19 protein-coding genes are annotated in these 19,389 nt (G+C 71.5%); 14 read left to right on the forward strand and 5 right to left on the reverse strand.

Annotated elements, in window-relative coordinates; genetic code table 11:
• Window positions 1-56: 56 nt before the first annotated feature.
• Genes ACZ4VT_RS07285 through ACZ4VT_RS07305 form a run of 5 tightly spaced genes read right to left on the reverse strand, consistent with a single transcriptional unit; the run spans window position 57 to window position 4,431 of the window.
• Complete coding sequence (locus ACZ4VT_RS07285; RefSeq protein ID WP_467947422.1) at window positions 57-1,445, reverse strand: cytochrome P450 family protein; 1,389 nt, start codon at window positions 1,443-1,445, stop codon at window positions 57-59.
• Window positions 1,446-1,455: 10 nt separating this feature from the next.
• Window positions 1,456-2,016, reverse strand: coding sequence for a GTP-binding protein (locus ACZ4VT_RS07290; protein ID WP_351287091.1), 561 nt, complete (start codon window positions 2,014-2,016; stop codon window positions 1,456-1,458).
• 3 nt (window positions 2,017-2,019) lie between these two features.
• On the reverse strand, window positions 2,020-2,412 hold the full coding sequence (locus ACZ4VT_RS07295; protein ID WP_467947424.1) for a DUF742 domain-containing protein: 393 nt from the start codon (window positions 2,410-2,412) through the stop codon (window positions 2,020-2,022).
• A complete protein-coding gene (locus ACZ4VT_RS07300) occupies window positions 2,405-3,247 on the reverse strand; it encodes a roadblock/LC7 domain-containing protein (protein WP_467947426.1) in 843 nt (280 codons plus the stop codon). Before ACZ4VT_RS07300 ends, ACZ4VT_RS07295 begins: the two co-directional genes overlap by 8 nt.
• The gene (locus ACZ4VT_RS07305; protein ID WP_467947427.1) at window positions 3,244-4,431 is read right to left on the reverse strand and encodes an ATP-binding protein; all 1,188 of its coding nucleotides are present in this window, start codon (window positions 4,429-4,431) and stop codon (window positions 3,244-3,246) included. Before ACZ4VT_RS07305 ends, ACZ4VT_RS07300 begins: the two co-directional genes overlap by 4 nt.
• Before the next feature lie 838 nt (window positions 4,432-5,269).
• Between ACZ4VT_RS07305 and ACZ4VT_RS07310 the strand changes: the two genes are divergently transcribed.
• From ACZ4VT_RS07310 to ACZ4VT_RS07375, 14 genes are all read left to right on the forward strand, one after another.
• Window positions 5,270-5,932 carry a hydrolase gene (locus ACZ4VT_RS07310; protein ID WP_467947429.1) on the forward strand — a complete coding sequence of 221 codons (663 nt, stop codon included), beginning with the start codon at window positions 5,270-5,272 and terminating at the stop codon, window positions 5,930-5,932.
• Between the two features lie 5 nt (window positions 5,933-5,937).
• Window positions 5,938-6,444 (forward strand): DoxX family membrane protein, encoded by a 507-nt coding sequence (locus ACZ4VT_RS07315; RefSeq protein ID WP_467947431.1) that lies wholly within the window; start codon window positions 5,938-5,940, stop codon window positions 6,442-6,444.
• A gap of 92 nt (window positions 6,445-6,536) precedes the next feature.
• A complete protein-coding gene (locus ACZ4VT_RS07320; RefSeq protein WP_467947433.1) occupies window positions 6,537-7,115 on the forward strand; it encodes a Dps family protein in 579 nt (192 codons plus the stop codon).
• Window positions 7,115-8,554, forward strand: a complete 1,440-nt coding sequence (locus tag ACZ4VT_RS07325; protein WP_467947435.1) for a dihydrolipoyl dehydrogenase family protein — start codon at window positions 7,115-7,117, stop codon at window positions 8,552-8,554. The genes ACZ4VT_RS07320 and ACZ4VT_RS07325 overlap by 1 nt, the downstream gene beginning before the upstream one ends.
• Before the next feature lie 224 nt (window positions 8,555-8,778).
• Complete coding sequence (locus tag ACZ4VT_RS07330; protein WP_467947437.1) at window positions 8,779-9,732, forward strand: alpha/beta hydrolase; 954 nt, start codon at window positions 8,779-8,781, stop codon at window positions 9,730-9,732.
• Window positions 9,729-11,615 (forward strand): amidohydrolase, encoded by a 1,887-nt coding sequence (locus ACZ4VT_RS07335; protein WP_467947439.1) that lies wholly within the window; start codon window positions 9,729-9,731, stop codon window positions 11,613-11,615. The genes ACZ4VT_RS07330 and ACZ4VT_RS07335 overlap by 4 nt, the downstream gene beginning before the upstream one ends.
• A 16-nt stretch (window positions 11,616-11,631) precedes the next feature.
• The gene (locus ACZ4VT_RS07340; RefSeq protein ID WP_467947441.1) at window positions 11,632-12,366 is read left to right on the forward strand and encodes a GPR1/FUN34/YaaH family transporter; all 735 of its coding nucleotides are present in this window, start codon (window positions 11,632-11,634) and stop codon (window positions 12,364-12,366) included.
• A gap of 46 nt (window positions 12,367-12,412) precedes the next feature.
• On the forward strand, window positions 12,413-12,727 hold the full coding sequence (locus ACZ4VT_RS07345) for a GNAT family N-acetyltransferase (RefSeq protein WP_467947443.1): 315 nt from the start codon (window positions 12,413-12,415) through the stop codon (window positions 12,725-12,727).
• Window positions 12,728-12,803: 76 nt separating this feature from the next.
• Window positions 12,804-13,529, forward strand: a complete 726-nt coding sequence (locus ACZ4VT_RS07350) for an alpha/beta fold hydrolase (protein WP_467947445.1) — start codon at window positions 12,804-12,806, stop codon at window positions 13,527-13,529.
• 104 nt (window positions 13,530-13,633) lie between these two features.
• Window positions 13,634-13,834 (forward strand): hypothetical protein, encoded by a 201-nt coding sequence (locus ACZ4VT_RS07355; RefSeq protein ID WP_467947447.1) that lies wholly within the window; start codon window positions 13,634-13,636, stop codon window positions 13,832-13,834.
• 26 nt (window positions 13,835-13,860) lie between these two features.
• Entirely contained in the window at window positions 13,861-16,599 is a 2,739-nt protein-coding gene (locus ACZ4VT_RS07360; protein WP_467947449.1) for a helix-turn-helix transcriptional regulator, read from the forward strand.
• A 134-nt stretch (window positions 16,600-16,733) separates the two neighbouring features.
• Entirely contained in the window at window positions 16,734-17,570 is an 837-nt protein-coding gene (locus tag ACZ4VT_RS07365; protein WP_467947450.1) for an alpha/beta fold hydrolase, read from the forward strand.
• 102 nt (window positions 17,571-17,672) lie between these two features.
• Window positions 17,673-18,758, forward strand: a complete 1,086-nt coding sequence (locus tag ACZ4VT_RS07370; protein ID WP_467947452.1) for an LLM class flavin-dependent oxidoreductase — start codon at window positions 17,673-17,675, stop codon at window positions 18,756-18,758.
• On the forward strand, window positions 18,755-19,369 hold the full coding sequence (locus tag ACZ4VT_RS07375; RefSeq protein ID WP_467947453.1) for an FMN reductase: 615 nt from the start codon (window positions 18,755-18,757) through the stop codon (window positions 19,367-19,369). The genes ACZ4VT_RS07370 and ACZ4VT_RS07375 overlap by 4 nt, the downstream gene beginning before the upstream one ends.
• Window positions 19,370-19,389 lie beyond the last annotated feature (20 nt).

Below are 19,389 nucleotides of genomic sequence, written 5' to 3' on the forward strand. Positions count from 1 at the left end.
CATTAGAGCATCCCCTACCACTGGGTACTCAGGGGGTGGTGAGAATCACACTCGCCTCACTCGCCCCTGGTCCAGGCCAGGAACCGGCTGAACAGGCCGCCCTTGGGCTGTGGCGCGAAACCGGCGTTCGTACGCGAGGGTCCGGCGCCGGCGGGCGAGGACGCGGCTGTCTGCTGCTGGGGCATCTGACCCGCGTTCGATCCGGACGGTCCGGCCGATCCGGTTGCCTCGGGAGCGGTCCTCGGGGAGAAGCGGATCGGGAGGGTGACCAGCGAGCGGCTCCACGGGCTCGGCGCCCAGGTGAGCGCCTTGAACGGGACGCGCAGCTCGACATCGGGCAGCTGATTGAGCAGCGCCTCGACGGCCGTCACGGCGATCATGAAGGCCGGGTCCTTGGCGGGGCACGCGTGCGGGCCCGCCCCGAACGCCAAGTGCGCCTTGGCGCTGAGCTGTTCGCGGTGCTCGGTCAGCTTCGGGTCGGTGTTGGCCGCGGCGAAGGAGACGAGGACCGGGTCGTTGGCCCGGAGCATCCTGCCGCCGAGCTCGACGTCGTGAGTCGGGTAGTGCGCCGCGTAGTTGGCGATCGGCGCGTAGTTCCAGAGGGTCTGGGAGATCGCCTCCTCCACCGGGAGGCCGACCTGCCAGTCCTCTCCGAGGTACAGGGCGCTGCTGGTGCCGATGGTCGCGGCCAGCGGAGCGGTGCCACCGGAGAGCAGCGTGACCAGCTGGTGCAGCATCTCCTCGTCGCTCAGCTGGGCCGAGTGCTCCATCAGGCGCGTGGTCAGGTCGTCCGTCGGGCGCCGCCGCTTGAGGGTGATCAGCTCGGTGAGCGCCCCGCCGAGCACCTCGTCGGCCCCGGGGGTTCCCTCGAAGATGCCACTGATCCCGGCGATCACGCGGTCGCCGATCTCGGGCGGGCAGCCGAACAGGTCGCTGAAGACCAGCAGCGGCAGCGGCTGGGCGTACTCGGCCATCAGCTCCGCCTGGCCGAGGACGTCGGTACTGAACTGGCTGATCAGGTAGTTGGCGGACTGCTGTGTCTGCCTGATCAGCTGGTGTTCGTTGACCGTGGCGAGACTGTCGGTAACGGCACGGCGGAGTCGGGCATGTGCCGCACCGTCACTGAAGAGCGCGTTGGGGCGGTAACCCATCATGGGCAGTGCCGGGCTGTCGGCCGGGACGCGCCCCTCGTTGAGCGCGTTCCAGCGGCGGGAGTCGCGCACGAAGGAGGCGGGGTTCTGCAGGACGTACAGAGCGGCGTCGTAGCTCGTGACGAGCTCGGCCCGGACGTCGGGGGCGATGTCCACGGGCGCGCTGTGACCGAAGAGACGCAGCTGTGCGTAGTGGCCTTCCGGGTCGGCTCCGAACGAGGGACCGTACATCTGGACGTTCCCGTGCGCGGGGCAGCCGGGGGGTATCTCCTGCGTTTCACGTGGCTGTTGCATTCCTGCGCTCCTAGCCGAGTTGGGACATGAGGTGTTGCACGAGGGTGATGAGGGCCTGCGCCGAGGAGGTCTCGTCCCGTACGTCGCACTCCACGACAGGGGTCTCGGCGGTGAGGTTCAGGGCCTCGCGCACCTCGTCGAGCGGGTAGTGCGTGGTGCCCTCGAAGTGGTTCACGGCGATGGCGTAGGTCAGGCCGAAACGCTCGACGAGGTCCAGGATGGGGAAGGACTCGTGCAGGCGCTCGGGGTCGACGAGGACCAGCGCGCCCAGAGCGCCCCGGGAGAGCTCCTCCCACATCTCCTTGAAGCGCTCCTGGCCGGGCGTACCGAAGAGGTAGAGGACCAGGGTGTCGCTCAGGGTGAGCCGGCCGAAGTCCATGGCGACGGTGGTGGTCTTCTTGTCGGGGGTGCCCGACAGGTCGTCGAAGCCCACGCTGGCTTCGGTGATCTCCTCCTCGGTCCGCAGCGGCTCGATCTCGGAGAGACTGCCGATGCAGGTGGTCTTGCCGACCCCGAAGTGCCCCACTATGAGGATCTTCACCGCGTGGGAGACGTGTGGATCCAGGTACACGCGCTACGCTCCGAATCGATTCTTCAGGCCCTCGAGCACGGCGCTGACCAGTTCTCTGTCGACACGTTCGGCGCGCGGTATCGGTGTCCTCGCGAGGATGAGGCCGTCCTCCTCCAGCTGCGCCAGCAGGATGCGGACGATGCCCAGGGGCAGGTGCGTGTGCCCGGCCACCTCGGCCACGGAGAGGAAGCCGTTCGCGACCAGGTCCATGACCTGCCCCGCTTCCGGGGACAGCGTGCGCGCCGCGACCTGTCCGTTCTCCGCCGCCATCGTCACGAGCGTCGTGTGCTCGTACTCGTGGTCCGGGGGGAGGGCTCGTCCGTTGGTGATCACGAAGAGGGGGACTAAGGGAGACGTCAGTTCCAGCTCGTCATCCTGTTCGAACCCATCACGCATGGTCAGTCGCCTTCCCCGGTGTCGCCGCCGAGGTCAGTCCGGGAACCACCTCGTGCAGACGCGTGGTGAACTGTTCTATGTCGCAATCGTGTTCGGCGGCAGCGGCCAGGAAGGCATCGGGACCGGCCGCCATCAGGAAGATCCAGCCGTGCTGGAACTCGATGACCGTCTGACGCCATTGCGCGTCCTCGACGACCCCCGCGAACTGGGACGTGACCCGGCTGTAGGCATGGATGCCCGTCATGGCCGCGGAGACCGTGTCCGCGAGGTCTCGGCCCATCCCCTTGGTCGCCCCGCGCGGAAGGCCGTCCGAGCCCAGTAGCACGGCGTGGCGGGCACCCTTGACCTCGGACATCACCTGGTCGAGCTCGTCCAGGGCGAATCCTCCGTCACCGGAGCTCCGCTGCCGGGGTGCGCTCCCCCGGGGACCTCCGGCGTCCTCGCCGCCCACCCGCGGCGGCGAGGTGAGGTTGTTGCCCAGTCGCGCGACGAGGCGGTGCATGCGGAAGGAGATCTGCTGCATGTCCACATCGGGCGCGGCCGCGGCGGCGAGGTACGAGCCCTGCCCTGCCCCGATCAGGAAGATCCAGCCATGGGAGAACTCGATGACGGTCTGGTTCCACTGCCGGTCCTCTTCCGGGCCGGCGAAGTGGGCCGTCGCCCGGCTGAGCGACTGCATCCCGGCCATGGCCGCGGAGATGGTGCGCACGTCCTTCTCGGCCAGGCCTTCGGCCGCGCCGCGAGGAAGGCCGTCCGCGGACAGCAGGACGGCGTGCCGTGCATGGGGCACGTTGTGCACGATGTCCTCGAGCATCCACGACAGGTCTGCGGTCATGCCTCTTCGGGCCCTTCGGACGAGGTGACGTCAAGATTGCGGCCGGAGAGCGTGCCGCGCTGGAAGGCCCCCAGGCTGCGCCCGGAAGCGCGGCCCGTCTCCCCCGAGGTCCGTGGCGCCGGTGTGGTGGAGTCGGGATCGGGGACGCTCGCGATGGGCGCCTGGCGTGCTCCGCGCTTGGGCAGACCGTGCATCGTGCGCGACGCCACGCTCGGGGGCCTGTTCTCGGTGGCGCGCCGGATGTCGGCGACCGGAGCCTCCGGGGCGGGCGGCGTCTCCTCCATGGTCCACAGCTCCTCGGGCAAGAGGACGACGGCCCTGACGCCGCCGTACCGGGAGACCCCGGTGACGTCGACCTTGAAGCCGTGCTGACGCGCGATCAGGCCGATGACCGGGAAGCCGAACTTCGGCTGCGTGCCGAGCTGCGACAGACGGGGGGCGACTTCCCCGGAGAGCAGCGCGGTCGCCCGCTGGCGCTCTTCGTCGTTCATGCTGACACCGGCGTCGTCGATGACGATGCACAGGTTGTTCTGGACGCGCTGAAACGTCACTTCGATCGGTGCGTCGTGCTGCGAGAAGCTGGCGGCGTTGTCCAGCAGCTCGGCCACGGCGAGGGCGACGGGCGCGACCGCGGACGCCTTCAGGGCGAGACTGGTCTGCTGCATGACGGCGACCCGGTGGAAGTTGCGGATCTGGCCCTGGGCATTGCGCACCACGTCGTAGACGCTGGCGGGCCTGTTGCGGCGGCCGAGCGGCGCACCGCACATGACGGCGATGCCCTGAGCCTTGCGCGCCATCTGGGCGTTGGCATGGTTGACGTCCAGCAGGTCGCTGAGGACGGCGTGTCCGCCGTACTTGCGCTGGATGCCGTCCAGGAGCGTCGTCTGCTCGGCCGCGAGGCTCTGCAGGAGGCTGGCGGCACCCTTGAGGACGGCCTTGGTGTTCTCCTCCGCCGCTTCCTTGGCCTCGCGGAGCGTGGCGTCCTGCTCGTACCGGATCCGCTGCAGCTCGGCGTGCGACGCGCGCAGGTGGCCGTCTGCCGTGAGGAGCTGGTGCCTCAGCTCGGCCTCGTTGTGCTTCTTCTTCGCCTCCAGCGCTCTGTTGCGGGCGACGAGTGCCACGACCGCGACAACGGCTATCGCCGCCACCGCAACCAAGCACCACACAAGTGCGTCTCGATTCATGGAAACCTTTCCCGGCGCATGGCATGCGGACGGCTGCAGATACACCTCGCGAGGCCCCGCAACACAGCTGATCGGCACAGCCCACCTGCTGTGAGGCGGAGAGCATGCGCCGATCACACATCAGCATCTGCGTCAAATTGGATCAAGATCACAGATGTCGGGATGCTATCACCGGACCTTCGCCCCCTCAGACGCCTGCCAAGGCGTCAGATCCGGCCAACCCGGCTGTCACAACAGCGGGTTGACAAGGCCTTTCAGTCACGCATCCGCCACCGGCCACCCTTCTCGTCAACGATTCGTCAAGCAGTTCTTCACGAAAGGAGTGGCAATCTCTCACATCGCTCCGCGACACCGTCAACCGCCCCCTGGACAGGGCGCATCGGCAGGTGGCGGAGCCCCGTTCGTGCGGGACGCGGTCGTCGGCGCGGGAGAGGGCTCCCCCCGAGTGGGCCCGAGTGCGTCGTGGCGTTCGCAAGGGCGAAGTCGACCAACTGTGTGATGCGCCGCTACAGCCAGTCGCGCTTCCTGAAGATGACGTACACAACGCACTGACCCGCGCAGATTGCTGTACGAGCCGGGCCGACCTGCGAATTTGCTCGTTCCCGGGGCTTTCGCCGTGATGCCGTCCTCCGCGGTCGATTCTCCCCAGCCGCTCCCCGAGGCTTCGCGGCCCTTTCTGAGGGTGTTTCCGCGACTCTGGTCCTTGACCGGTTGTGCGCTGTCGTGCCAACTCCTCGGCGCAGGAGGTCAACCCGGTCGGTCGGGTCGCTCGTAGCTTGAAGAAGTGCCGAGCCGCGGACGCGGCGGGCCGTTACCGATTGCTTCGAGAGGACCCCTCATGTTCGACATCAACAAGGTGCAGGCCGCCCCGAGCAAGGATCTGCTCACGCCCGACAACTCGGTCATGCTCTTCGTGGACCACCAGCCGCAGATGTTCTTCGGCACCGGGAGCGGCGATCGCGCCGCGATCATCAACAGCACCGTGGGTCTCGCCAAGGCGGCTCAGGCGTTCGATGTGCCGGCCGTCCTGACCACGGTCGCCGCCGAGTCGTTCTCCGGGCCCCTGCTGCCCCAGCTCGCCGAGGTCTTCCCCCAGCACGAGGCCATCGACCGTACGACCATGAACGCCTGGGAGGACGAGGCGCTGGTGGCGGCGGTCAAGGCGACCGGGCGCAAGAAGATCATCCTGTCCGGCCTGTGGACCGAGGTCTGCCTGGTCCTGCCCGCGCTGTCCGCGCTTGAGCAGGGATACGAGGTGTACGTGGTCTCCGACGCCTCCGGTGGCGTCAGCCCGGCGGCCCACGAGCACGCGCTGCAGCGGATGATCGCCGCCGGAGCGGTGCCGGTGACCTGGGTGCAGGTGCTCCTGGAGCTACAGCGCGACTGGGCGCGCCAGGAGTCGTACGGCGCGGTCATGGAGATCGTCAAGGCCCACGCGGGTGCGTACGGTCTGGGCGTCGTGTACGCGCAGAGCGTCATCGGCGCGCACGCCGCCGGCTGACCCCTGTGGACACCGGCATTCTGATGCTGCGTCTGCTGGTGGGACTGCTCGTCGCCGGCCACGGTGTGCAGAAGATCAGCTCACACCTGGGCGGCAAGGGACTAGAGGGCGGCACGGAGGAGTTCCGCGCGGACGGTTTCCGCGGCGGTGCCCTCACCGCCCTGGCGGCGGGCGGTGGTCAGATCGGATCGGGCCTGCTGCTCGCCGCCGGCCTCCTGACCCCGCTCGCCGCGACCGGCGCCATCGGGGTCATGACGGTCGCGCTCACCGTGAAATGGCGCCACGGGCTCTGGGGGCAGAACGACGGATATGAGTACCCGCTCGTCCTCATCGGCACCGCCGCCGCCCTCGCCGCCACCGGCCCCGGCGCCCGGTCCCTCGACGCGGCCCTCGGCCTCACGCCGTACCCGCTGTGGTGGGCCGCCCTCGCGCTCGTGGCCGGTCTCGGCAGCGGACTCCTCACCCGGCTCGTCCTGCACCGGTCCCCCGCCCCGGTGATCGCCGACCGCTGAGCGCGAGCCGCACCGACCGGGTCCGGCCGCCCGCGTACCCCCGACCGGGCGGCCGGGCCCTTCCCAGCCTCTCTCCCGAACAGGAGCACCCGATGGACACCCGCACCACCCCGCACGGCGGCGGCCAGCCGCTGTTGCACCAGAAGGGCGCCGAGACCCAGGCGTTCGGCACGCTCAAGCAGCTGCCGATCGGCCTCGGCCACGACACCCGCATGTACGCCTGCCGGCGGCTGAACCGCGTCCTCGCCGACACGCAGATCCTGTACTCCCTCTACAAGAAGCACCACTGGCTCATGCGCGGGGCGACCTTCTACTCGCTCCACCTGATGCTCGACAAGCACGCGGAGGCCCAACTGGCCATCGTGGACGCGCTGGCCGAGCGGGTCCAGAGCCTCGGCGGCGTCGCCGTAGGGGACCCGCGCCACGTCGCGGAACTGACGGCGATCCCCCGTCCGCCGGACGGCGTCGAGCCGGTGCCCGTCATGCTGTCGCGGCTCCTCGACGCGCACGAGCGGATCCTGATCGACGCCCGTGACGCCGCCGCCCGGCTCTCCGGGGAGGGCGACGAGGGCAGCGCCGACCTGCTCGTCTCCGATGTCATCCGCACCGGCGAGGGGCAGGTGTGGTTCCTGGCCGAGCACCTCGTGGACACCCCTCTGGTGCGCGGCTGATGGAGGACGCGTACGAGGACACGTACGACGTCGTCGTGGTCGGCGGCGGTCCGGCCGGCGAGGTCGTCGCCGACCGGACCGTCCGGTCGGGGCTGACCGCCGTCGTCGTCGAGGCCGAGGCGGTCGGCGGCGAGTGCTCCTACCGTGCGTGCGTGCCGAGCAAGGCCCTGCTGCGACCCGGCGCCGCCCGAGCGGCGGCCCGGTCGGTCGACGGGGCCCGGCAGGCGGTCACGGCGGCACTCGACCCGGCGCGCGTCCTGGCCCGGCGTGACCGTTTCACCGGGCGCGGTGACGACACCGGCCAGGCCGAGTGGCTCGACGGTGCGGGCATCGCGCTCGTACGGGGGCACGGACGGCTCGCCGGTGAGCGCCGGGTGGAGGTGACCGGGGCCGACGGCACGATCCGTACCCTGCGGGCCCGGCGCGCGGTCGTGGTCTGCACCGGCACGGAGCCCGCCCTTCCACCGGTCGAAGGGCTCGACCGGATCGGCGTGTGGACCAGCCGGCAGGCCACCACGGCCGACGCGGTGCCCGAGCGGCTCGTCGTCATCGGCGGGGGAGTGGTGGCCTGCGAGATGGCCACCGCGTGGCGCTCGCTCGGCTCCTCCGTCACTCTGCTGGTCCGCGACCAGGCCCTGCTGACCGGCTGGGAGCCGTGTGCCGGCGAAGAGGTCACCCGGGGGCTGAGCGATCTGGGCGTCACGATCCGCTTCGGGGTGTCGGCCGTCCGGGTCGCCCGTGACGCCGGCACCCGCACGGTGACCGTGACCACGGACGACGGCACCGCCCTCGTCTGCGACGAGGTCCTCGCCGCCGTCGGCCGGCGCCCGCGCACCGCGGACCTCGGCCTGGACTCCGTCGGACTGCCGGCAGGCGACTGGCTCCCCGTCGACGACACCTGCCGGGTCACCGCGGCCCGCGGCGCATGGCTCTACGCCGTCGGCGACGTGAATCACCGTGCGCCGCTGACCCACATGGCCAAGTACCAGGCCCGCGCCTGCGCCGCGGCGATCGCCGAGCGGGCAGCGGGGCGCCCGGCCGTCACCGGCGGCCGGCAGCCGTGGAGCGCGGAGGCCGACCACATTGCCGTCCCCCAGGCCGTCTTCACCCGTCCCGAGGTCGCGAGCGTCGGTCTCACGGAACGCGCGGCACGCGAAGCGGGTCTCGCGGTACGCACGGTGGAGTACCGCATCGACGACGTCGCCGGCGCCGCGCTCCACGCGGACGACTACCGCGGCCTCGCCAAGCTCGTCGTCGACGAGACCCGGGGAGTCGTCGTCGGCTGCACGCTCACCGGCCCACTGGCGACCGAACTCATCCACACCGCCACCGTGGCCATCGTGGGCGAGGTCCCCCTGGAGCACCTGTGGCACGCCGTGCCCGCCTTCCCGACGGTGAGCGAGGTCTGGCTCCGGCTCCTGGAGGCGTACGGCCTCTGAGGCGAGGCCCCGCCCGACCGCCGCACCCGCTCGGCCCCATCGGCGCACCCTCCCGCCAGCCCGGCGCACCCCGCCAGCCCGGCGCACCCCGCCCGCCCGGCGCACCCCGCCCGCCCGGCGCACTCCGCCCGTCCGAGCGCACCCCGTGATCCCAGGCGCCGTACGGGCTACCCGCTGAGCCCCGACCTGCGCCCTCTCGTACATCCCCAGAAGGAGAACCCCTCATGAAGCACCGTCCGATCCTCGAACCCGCCGCCCAGGCCTTCGCCGACGCCACCGCCCAGCCGCCGTACCTCTACCAGATCCCCGCCGCCGAAGGCCGTGAGGCCGTGGACGGTGTCCAGAGCGGTGAGGGCGTCCCCCTGCCCGAGGTCGACGAGGAGTGGATCACCGTCCACGGCGGTCCGACCGGCGACGTCCGCGCCCGGATCGTCCGCCCCCGCGGCGCCACCGGCCCGCTTCCCGTCATCCTCTACATCCACGGAGCGGGCTGGGTCTTCGGCAGCGCCCACACACACGACCGGCTCGTCCGCGAACTCGCCGTCGGCACCCGGGCGGCCGTGGTGTTCCCCGAGTACGACCTCTCGCCCGAGGCGCGCTACCCCGTCGCGATCGAGCAGAACTACAGCGTCGCCCAGTGGGTCGCCCGCGAGGGACACCACAAGGACCTCGACGGCACCCGGATCGCCGTCGCGGGCGACTCTGTGGGCGGCAACATGAGCGCCGCCCTCACCCTCATGGCCAAGCAGCGCGGCGACGTCACGCTCGTCCAGCAGGTCCTCTTCTATCCCGTCACGGACGCGAGCTTCGACACCGACTCGTACCACCGGTTCGGCGAGGGCTACTTCCTGCGCCGTGACGCCATGAAGTGGTTCTGGGACCAGTACACGACCGCCGAGGCCGAGCGGGCCCAGATCACCGCCTCCCCGCTGCGCGCCTCCACCGAGCAGCTCAGCGGCCTGCCGCCGGCCCTGGTCATCACCGCCGAGGCCGACGTCCTGCGCGACGAGGGCGAGGCGTACGCGGCCAAGCTCCGCGCCGCCGGCGTCCCCGTCACCGCCCTGCGCGTCCAGGGCGTCATCCACGACTTCGTCATGCTGAACGCACTGCGCGAGACCCAGGCCGCGGAACTCGCCATCGGTCTCGCCACCGACACCCTGCGCAAGGCCCTCGCATGACCGGGCCGTCGACGAGCATGCCGGTGACGGGCCTCGTCCCCGCCCCGCGTCGGGAGCACGAGCACGCCGACCTCCTCGTCCGTAACGCCAAGGTCTTCACCGGTGACCCCGACCGGCCCGGGGCCCGCGCCGTCGCGATCCGCGACGGCAAGGTCGCGGCCCTCGGCGACGACCACGATCTCGCCCACCTCGTCGGGCCGGGGACCAAGGTCGTCGACGCCCTCGGCCGCCGGGTGATCCCCGGCCTCAACGACTCGCACCTGCACGTCATCCGGGGCGGCCTGAACTACGTCCTGGAGCTGCGCTGGGACGGGGTACGCAGCCTGCGCCACGCCCTGGCCATGCTGCGCGAGCAGGCCGGTCGCACCCCCAAGGGACAGTGGATCCGCGTCGTGGGCGGCTGGACCGCCGAACAGTTCGCCGAACGCAGGATGCCGACCGTCGCCGAGCTGAACGCCGCCGCCCCCGACATCCCGGTGTTCGTCCTTCACCTGTACCAGTCGGCGCTGATGAACCGGGCCGCCGTCAAGGCCGCCGGATTCACCCGCGAAACCCCCGACCCGCGCGGCGGGCAGATCGTCCGGGGCCGGGACGGCGAACCCAACGGCGTCCTCCTCGCCGCCCCGAGCGCCCTCATCCTGTACTCGACCCTGGCCAAGGCGCCGGCCCTGGACGAGGCCGACAAGCGGACGTCGACGCGCCACTTCCTGCGCGAGCTGAACCGCTTCGGACTGACGTCCGCGGTCGACGCCGCCGGCGGGTTCCAGAACTTCCCCGACAACTACGCCACGGTCGTCGACCTCGCCAGGTCGGGGGAGCTGACCCTCCGGATCGCCTATCACCTCTTCCCGCAGACGGCCGGGCAGGAGCTCGCCGACCTGAAGCGGTGGACCGAGATGGTCAAACCCGGTGACGGGGACGAGTGGCTCCGGCTCAACGGCGCGGGAGAGAACCTGACGTGGGCGGCCGCCGACTTCGAGAACTTCTCCGAACCCCGGCCGGAACTCGCCGCCGGCTACGAGACCGAATTCGAGAGCGCCGTCCGGCTTCTCCTTGAGAACGGCTGGGGCTTCCGGCTCCACGCGACCTACGACGAGACGATCCGCCGCGACCTGGCAGTCTTCGAGAAGCTCGCGGCCGAAGGGCTCTTCCCCGGCGGCAACCGCTGGCTCTTCGACCACGCGGAGACGGTCTCGGCCGACAGCCTCGACCGGATCGCGGCCCTCGGCGGCGCCCTCTCCGTCCAGAACCGCATGTCCTTCCAGGGCGCCGCGTTCCTCGACCGTTACGGTGCCGAGGCCGCCGCCCACACCCCGCCGGTCCGGGGCATGCTCGACCGAGGCCTGACCGTCGCCGCCGGAACCGACGCCACCCGCGTCTCCTCGTACAACCCCTGGGTCGCGCTCCACTGGCTGGTCACCGGGCGCACCGTCGGCGGCACGGCCCTCTACCCGGCCGGCAACCTGATCGACCGGGCGACCGCCCTCGGCCTCTACACCCGCGGCGGGGCGGAGCTCACCGGTGAGCAGGACGTCAAGGGCGTGCTGCGGGAGGGGTGTTACGGCGACCTCGCGATCCTGTCGGACGACTACCTCACCGTGCCCGAGGCCGTCATCCCCGACATCGAGTCCGTCCTCACCGTCGTCGGCGGCCGCATCGTCTACGCGACCGCCGAGTACGAGGGCCTCGACGAGGCAGTCCCGCCGGTGAGCCCCGCGTGGAGCCCGGTGGCCCACTTCGGCGGTTACCGGAGCGGTGCGCGACAGGCGTTGTCCGTGGCCGAGGCCGTCGCCGAGTCCGAGCAGCACCGCCGCTGGCGCGTCGCCCGCGGCCGCGTCCCCGACACGACGCCGTCCTTCGTCGATCCCTGCTTCGAGCACTGAAAGAGAGATCCACCCGATGTCCGCAGCCTCCCCCGCCGCCGGCGACGACACCCCGGTGACCTCGCCGGACGCGCCCCCGGGACGCCGTTTCGAACCGGACCTCCGGTCGATGACACGGATCAACCTGCGCCCCATCGCCTCACCCATGCCGCTCGGCTTCTTCACGATAGCCATCGCTTCCGTGATGACGGGCTGCCTCCAGCTCGGGCTCTTCGACGAGGCGGCCCGCGCCGCCGTCGCCTTCACCGTGCTGCCGGCCTTCGTCCTCCAACTCCTGGTGAGTTTCCTGGCCTTCGGCGCCCGTGACGTGATCGCGGCAACGCTGATGGCGGTCTTCGCCGGCAGCTGGCTGCCCTACTCGCTCATCATGCTCAGCGGCGCGGCCGACGGCCTTCAGGTCCTCGGCGTGTTCAACCTGGCGCTCCTCTGCTTCGGGGCCCTGATGACCGCCGTGACCCGGCCCAAGCGCGCGCTGTGGCTCGTCCTCGCGGTCTCCCTCCCCCGCTGGGCGGCCACCGGCCTCGGGGGCATCACCGGCGCCGAATGGCTGACGCGCACGTCCGGTGCGCTCGGCCTCGTGGTCGCGCTGGTCGCGATGTACACGGCGTTCGCCCTGATGCTCGAGGACATGCGCAGCGAGCAGGTCCTGCCCATCGGCCGCAGCGGCCCCGCTCACCTCGCCGTGGAAGGCGACATGGCCGTCCAGCTCCGCAACCTGGAACGGCAGGCCGGCGTACGCCGCACGCTCTGACCGCGCCCACCCCCCGGCGTCACACCCCGACCGCACAGGAGCACCCATGGAACCGCAGGTGACGGACCGGCCCCAGAAGTCCCGGTACGAGATCCTCGCCGGCGACGACGGCCCCGAGACCGCGGGCTTCGCCGAGTACCACCTCTCGGAGGGCGAGATCGCCTTCATCCACACCGAGATCGACAGCCGGTTCGCCGGCCAGGGCTTGGGCGGCCTCCTTGCCCGGGGAGCGCTCGACGACGCCCGGGCCCGTGGGCTGCGCGTCCTGCCGTACTGCCCCTTCATCCGGGGCTGGATCGGCAACCATCCCGAGTACACCGACCTGGTGCCCGAGGCGAGGCGCGCCCGCTTCGGCCTGTGAAGCACCACACGAACACCACACATCCGCCTCCCGCATCCCCGGCCCCATCCCCCGTCACGCACCGAGGAGTTTCCCCATGTCCCGACACGCCCGTCCCACCGTCGTCCTGGTCCACGGCGCCTTCGCCGACGCCTCCAGCTTCGCCCGCGTCATCCCCGAACTGGCCGCCGCCGGCATGGAAGTGGTGGCCCCGGCCGTGCCCAACCGCAGCCTCGTCGACGACGCCGCGTACATCGCCTCGGTGATCCGCGCCGTCGAAGGCCCCGTGATCCTGGTCGGGCACTCCTACGGCGGCGCCGTCATCACCCTCGCCGGCACGGAGGACAACGTCCGCGCGCTGGTGTACCTCGCGGGATACGCGCTGGAGGAGGGCGAGAGCCTGGGCGAGCTGCAGGGCCGCTTCCCCGACTCCGGACTCGCCGACGCGCTCGTCTACACCCCGTTCCCGGTGGCCGGCTCCACCGAGACCGGCACCGACGTCTCGGTGGAGATCGAGAAGTTCCCCGCCCTCTTCGCGGCGGACGTCGACCCCGACCTCGCCGCGGTGCTCGCCGTCTCCCAGCGCCCCCTGGCCGCACGTGCCTTCTCGGAGGCGGCGCCCGTCGCGGCGTGGAAGACCAAGCCCTCGTGGGGTCTGGTCGCCTCCTGCGACCGCACGATCAACCCCGATGTGGAGCGCTACGGGTACGAGCGCGCCGGCATGACCACCGTCGAGGTCGACTCCTCCCACCTGGTCATGCTCGCCCAGCCCAAGGCCGTGGCGGAGCTGATCCAGGACGCGGCCCGGTCCACCGCCCACTGACCCGATCGTTCAGGATCGAACGATTAGTCGATAATGTTCGCGCGCTGGTAGCTTCTGATCGCCCCCCGAGGATCCTTCGGCGGGCGATCGGAGGAGCCACACCCATGAGGTTCGGCGCGAGGCTCGGGCTCGCCGAGACCGCGCCGATGACGGTCAGACTGGCGAGCCTGGCCGGGACGTACGGCAACGAGTGGCAGCGGCTCACCGCAGGAGCCTTCGTGGCGGCGTTCGTCCCGCTGCTCGTCTTCTTCTCCCTCCGGCGGCACTTCGCACGGGGACTGCTCGCCGGACCGGTCAAGGGATGAGCCCCGACCGGGCCGGGGGAGAAGGCATGGCGGTGCCCGGGAGCGCGGGGCTGAGCCGGCCCGGGCTGCGGGGCCGCGAAGCCGAGCTGGAGCGGCTGCGCGCCCTGGTCGAGGCGGTGCGGGGCGGCGAGGGAGGAGCGATCGCGCTGCTCCTGGGCGAGCCCGGGATCGGGAAGACCGTACTGCTGCAGGAGACCGTCTCGATCGCGCGGGCTCACGGGTTCGTCGTCAGCCATGGACGCGCCGAGGAACTGCACGAGCTGGCACCGCTCGCCTCACTGGCCTCCGGCCTCCTGCACGGCGACCCGCCGCTGCTGTCCAGCACGGACTTCGCAGACCTCGCGGGCCATCACGGCCAGCGCATCTGGCTCGTCGAACGACTGGCCCAGCTGATCGAGGAACGCTGGGCGGGCACACCCGTACTGATCGCGGTCGACGACGTCCAATGGGCCGACCCGCTGAGCCGGTTCGCCCTGAGTGTCATGCCGGCACGGCTGCTCAGCTCCCCGGTCCTCTGGCTGCTCACGGGCAGGAACGACCCGGAACTGTACGGGCAGGGGCCGCGGACGACGACCCTCCCGCTCCGGCCGTTGTCCGACACGGCCCTGGCCGAGCTGGCACGGGACGTCCTCGGCGGGGACGTGCCGACGCAGGCCGCGGAACTTCTCGACGGGGCGGGAGGCAACCCCTTCCTCGCCGCCGAGATGCTCACGGGCATCGCGGCGTCGGGCGCGGACGCGCCGGAGCCGCCGGAGCGGCTGGTCCTCGGTGTACGCGACCGGCTGACCGACCTCCGGCCGGACACCCTCCACTTCCTGCGGATCGGCTCGGTCCTCGGCCGCGCCTTCTCGCTCGCGGACGCCGCCGCCCTGTGCGGCCGGCCCGCCTCCGGGCTCAGCGCCGAAGTGGACGAGGCGATCGCCGCCGCCCTCCTCCACGACGACGGCGAACGCCTCCTGTTCCGCCACGACCTGCTCCGCCAGGCGGTGTACGCCGATCTCGCCCCCTCCGTACGCCGGGCGCTCCACCGTGAGGCCGCGAGCCGGCTCGTCGCGGCGGGCCGGAGCTCCACCGACGCGGTCCCGCATCTGCTGAAGAGCGCCGAACCGGGCGACCAGGAGGCGATCGGGCTGCTCGGCACGGCCGCCACGGACGTGATCGCCGTGATGCCCGACCTCGCCGCCGACCTGGCCGTACGCGCCCTGGAACTCGTACCGCCCCACGCGCCCATGGTGTTCGACGTGGGAGAACGGGCCATCGTCGCGCTCACCCGCGCGGGCCGGTACACCCGGGCACGGGATACCGGCGACACGCTGCTCGCCCGGCAGCCGCCCCTGGACGTCTTCGCCCGTCTGCAGTCCGTACTCGGCGACACGCTGTGGCACCTCGACGACGTCCACGAGCTGACCCGCCGCTCGACGGCAGCACTGGCAGCCGTCACCGACCCGGTGATCCGCGCCCGGCTCACCGCCCGGCAGGCCCTCGCCAGGTCCCGCGGGCGCGACCTCGGAGCCGCTCGCGAGACCGGCGAACGGGCGCTCGCCGAGGCGGAGCGGTCCGGTGACCGGGAGGCCCGTGTCCTCGCGCTGTGGGGCCTCGGCGAGATCGCCCTCAACGCGGGCGACTGCGCCGCCGCCGTCGAACACCACACGGCGCTGAGCGTGTTCGACCCGGCCTTCCTGCCCGAGGAGGCCGTCGCCCGGATCCACATGGACGACTTCGACACCGTACGGCGACTGCTCCGGACGGCGGGCGACGCTCCCCTGCGCCCCGCCATGCTGATCTGGGCCCAGGGAACCCTGAACATGGGGCTCGGCCGGCTCGACGACGCGGACGCCGACCTCGTCACCGCCGAGCGGCTCGAAGCGGACCTCCACGTGCCCGGCAACCTGGTCAACATCCGCGTCAACCGCGGCCTCCTCGCGATGCTGCGCGGCGACCGCGAAGCCGCGCGGGAACACCTGGACGTCGTGCGGGCGGCCGTGGCCGAGCGGCCGAACACGGGCAACCACGCCACGCACCAGTACTTCGAGGCCTTCGTCGCCGACGCCGACGGTGACCACGCGGCAGCGGCCGAACTGGTCCGATCCGTGCAGCGTGACCATCCCTTCCTCCGATGGCGGCTCCTGCGCCCCCATGTCGTCCAGGCCGTGCGGATCGCCCTGCGCGGCGGAGACCGGAACCTGGCCGAGGACCTCGCGGCCCAGGCGGCAGAGCACGCCACCCGCAACCCTTCCGTGCCGACCGCCCGGGGAACGGCCGCCCACGCGGCCGGCCTGGTGAACGCCGACCACGGACTCCTGGAGCGGTCGGTCCGCATCCTCCTCACCGGCCCCCGGCCGCTGCCCCTCGCCGCCGCATCCGCCGACCTCGGACGCGCTCTTCTCGCGGCAGGCGACCCCGCCGCGACACCCGCCCTGACCAGGGCCCACGACATCTACGCACAGGCGGGGGCCGACGCCGAGGCAGACCGGGTCCGGGCCGGTCTGGAACGGGCCACAAGCCGCTCCGGCCGGCGCACCGGAGGCCTCCGGCCGCGCCCCGGCCAGGGCTGGGACGCGCTCACGGCCTCGGAACGCAAGGTGGCCCGGCTGATCGCCGCGGGCCACACCAACCGGTCGGCCGCGGAGGCCCTCGTCGTCTCCCCGCACACGGTCAACACCCATCTGGCGTCGATCTTCCGCAAGCTCTCGGTGCGTTCGAGGGTCCACCTGGCCCGGATCGCGCTCGCGGAGGGCCACGCCGGAACCGTCACCGGCGGCTGAGTGACCTCTGCGCCCCCGTGCAAGGGGTGGTGCGCGGTACGGCAACAGGAGGTGCGGGACCGGTCCTAGCGTGACGGGCATACCGCGCCGCTTCGACGCGCGGACCAGCCGACCCGAATCGAGGAAGCATCCCCATGCCGTACATCACCGTGGGCCAGGAGAACACCAACCCCGTCGAGCTGTACTTCGAGGACCGGGGCGCCGGGCAGCCCGTCGTCCTCATCCACGGCTTCCCGCTCGACGGACACTCCTGGGAGCGTCAGAGCGCCGCGCTGCTCGACGCCGGCTACCGCGTGATCACGTACGACCGCCGCGGATTCGGGCAGTCCTCGCAGCCGACGACCGGCTACGACTACGACACCTTCGCGGCCGACCTGAACACCGTGATGGAGACCCTCGACCTGAACGACGCCGTCCTGGCCGGCTTCTCCATGGGCACCGGCGAGGTCGCCCGCTACGTGTCCACGTACGGCTCCGGCCGGGTCGCCAAGGTCGCCTTCCTGGCCTCGCTCGAGCCCTGCCTGCTCCAGAGCGACGACAACCCGGACGGCGTCGCCCCGAAGGAGTTCTTCGACGGCGTCGTCGCCGCAGTCAAGGCCGACCGCTACGCCTACTACACGGCCTTCTTCACCGACTTCTACAACCTCGACGAGAACCTGGGCACCCGCATCAGCGAGGAGGCCGTCCGCAACAGCTGGAACACCGCGGCCGGCGGCGGCTCCTTCGCCGCGTCCGCCGCGCCGGCGACCTGGTACACCGACTTCCGCGCCGACATCCCCGCCGTCGACGTGCCCGCCCTGATCCTGCACGGCACCGCCGACCGCATCCTGCCGGCCGACGGCACCGCGCGCCCCTTCCACAAGGCGCTCCCGTCGGCCGACTACGTCGAGATAGAGGGCGCCCCGCACGGTCTGCTGTGGACCCACGCCGAGGAGGTCAACACCGCCCTCCTCGCCTTCCTGGCGAAGTGACGCCGCACCGTTGACCCGCCGGGTGATGCCGGAGCCCCGGCGTCACCCCGGCCCCCGGTTCCCGGCGCGGGAACCGGACGAGCCCAGGAGAGCAGACACCCCATGCAGTTCGGCATCTTCACCGTCGGGGACGTGACCCCCGACCCCACCGACGGTCGCACTCCGACCGAACGCGAGCGCATCAAGGCGATGGTCGCGATCGCCCTCAAGGCCGAGGAAGTCGGCCTGGACGTCTTCGCGACGGGCGAGCACCACAACCCGCCGTTCGTCCCGTCGTCGCCGACGACCATGCTCGGCTACATCGCCGCCCGCACCGAGAAGCTGATCCTGTCCACGTCCACGACGCTGATCACCACCAACGACCCGGTGAAGATCGCCGAAGACTACGCGATGCTCCAGCACCTGGCCGACGGCCGGGTCGACCTCATGCTGGGACGCGGCAACACCGGCCCGGTCTACCCGTGGTTCGGACAGGACATCCGCCAGGGCATCAACCTCGCCAAGGAGAACTACGCGCTGCTGCGCCGGCTGTGGCGCGAGGACGTCGTGGACTGGGAGGGCACGTTCCGTACGCCGCTCCAGGCCTTCACCTCGACACCCCGGCCCCTGGACGGCGTCCCGCCCTTCGTCTGGCACGGATCCATCAGGTCCCCCGAGATCGCGGAGCAGGCCGCCTACTACGGCGACGGCTTCTTCCACAACAACATCTTCTGGCCGGCCGACCACACCAGGCGCATGGTGCAGCTCTACCGGCGCCGGTTCGCGCACCACGGTCACGGCAGGCCGCAGGACGCCATCGTCGGCCTGGGCGGACAGGTCTTCATGCGCAAGAACTCCCAGGACGCCGTACGGGAGTTCCGGCCCTACTTCGACAACGCGCCGGTGTACGGCCACGGCCCGTCGCTGGAGGACTTCACCGAGCAGACCCCGCTGACGGTGGGCTCTCCCCAGCAGGTCATCGAGCGGACCCTGTCCTTCCGGGAGGGCGTCGGCGACTACCAGCGCCAGCTGTTCCTGATGGACCACGCGGGCCTGCCTCTGAAGACCGTCCTTGAACAGCTGGACATCCTCGGCGAAGAGGTCGTGCCCGTGCTGCGGAGGGAATTCGCCAAGGGGCGTCCGGCCGACGTGCCGGAGGCCCCCACGCACGCGTTGCTCCGCGCCGTCCGGGAGGTGTCCGCCGCATGAAGCTCATCGTCGTCTCCGCGGGGCTGAGCACCCCCTCCTCCACCCGCCTGCTCGCGGACCGGCTGGCCGAGGCGGCCCGCGACGAACTCGCCGCCCGGGGGCACGCGGTGTCGACCGAGGTCGTGGAGCTGCGGGAACGGGCCGGCGACATCGCGGGCCACCTCGTGACCGGCTTTCCGCCGCCGCGGCTGAGCGCCGCGATCGACGCGGTGACGGCGGCCGACGGCCTGATCGTCGTGACTCCCGTGTTCGCGGCTTCCTACAGCGGTCTCTTCAAGTCCTTCTTCGACGTGATCGATCCGGACGCCCTCACCGGGAAGCCGGTCCTGACCGCGGCGACGGGCGGTACCGCCCGCCACTCCCTGGTCCTTGAGCACGCCGTGCGTCCGCTCTTCGCCCATCTCCGCGCCGTCGTCGTCCCCACCGCCGTGTTCGCGGCCTCCGAGGACTGGGGCTCGGGGGGAGACCAGTACACCGACGGCCTGCCCGGCCGCGTCCGCCGGGCGGGCGTCGAGCTCGCCGCGCTCATGGCGGCGCGCCCGGTCGGTGAAGTGCCCGAGGACGACGTCACCGTCCTCGAACGACGACTCGCCGGCCTGCGCTTCGACTGAGACGGGCCCCTGGGCCGGGT

This window comes from Streptomyces sp. NPDC029164 (genome assembly GCF_055563995.1).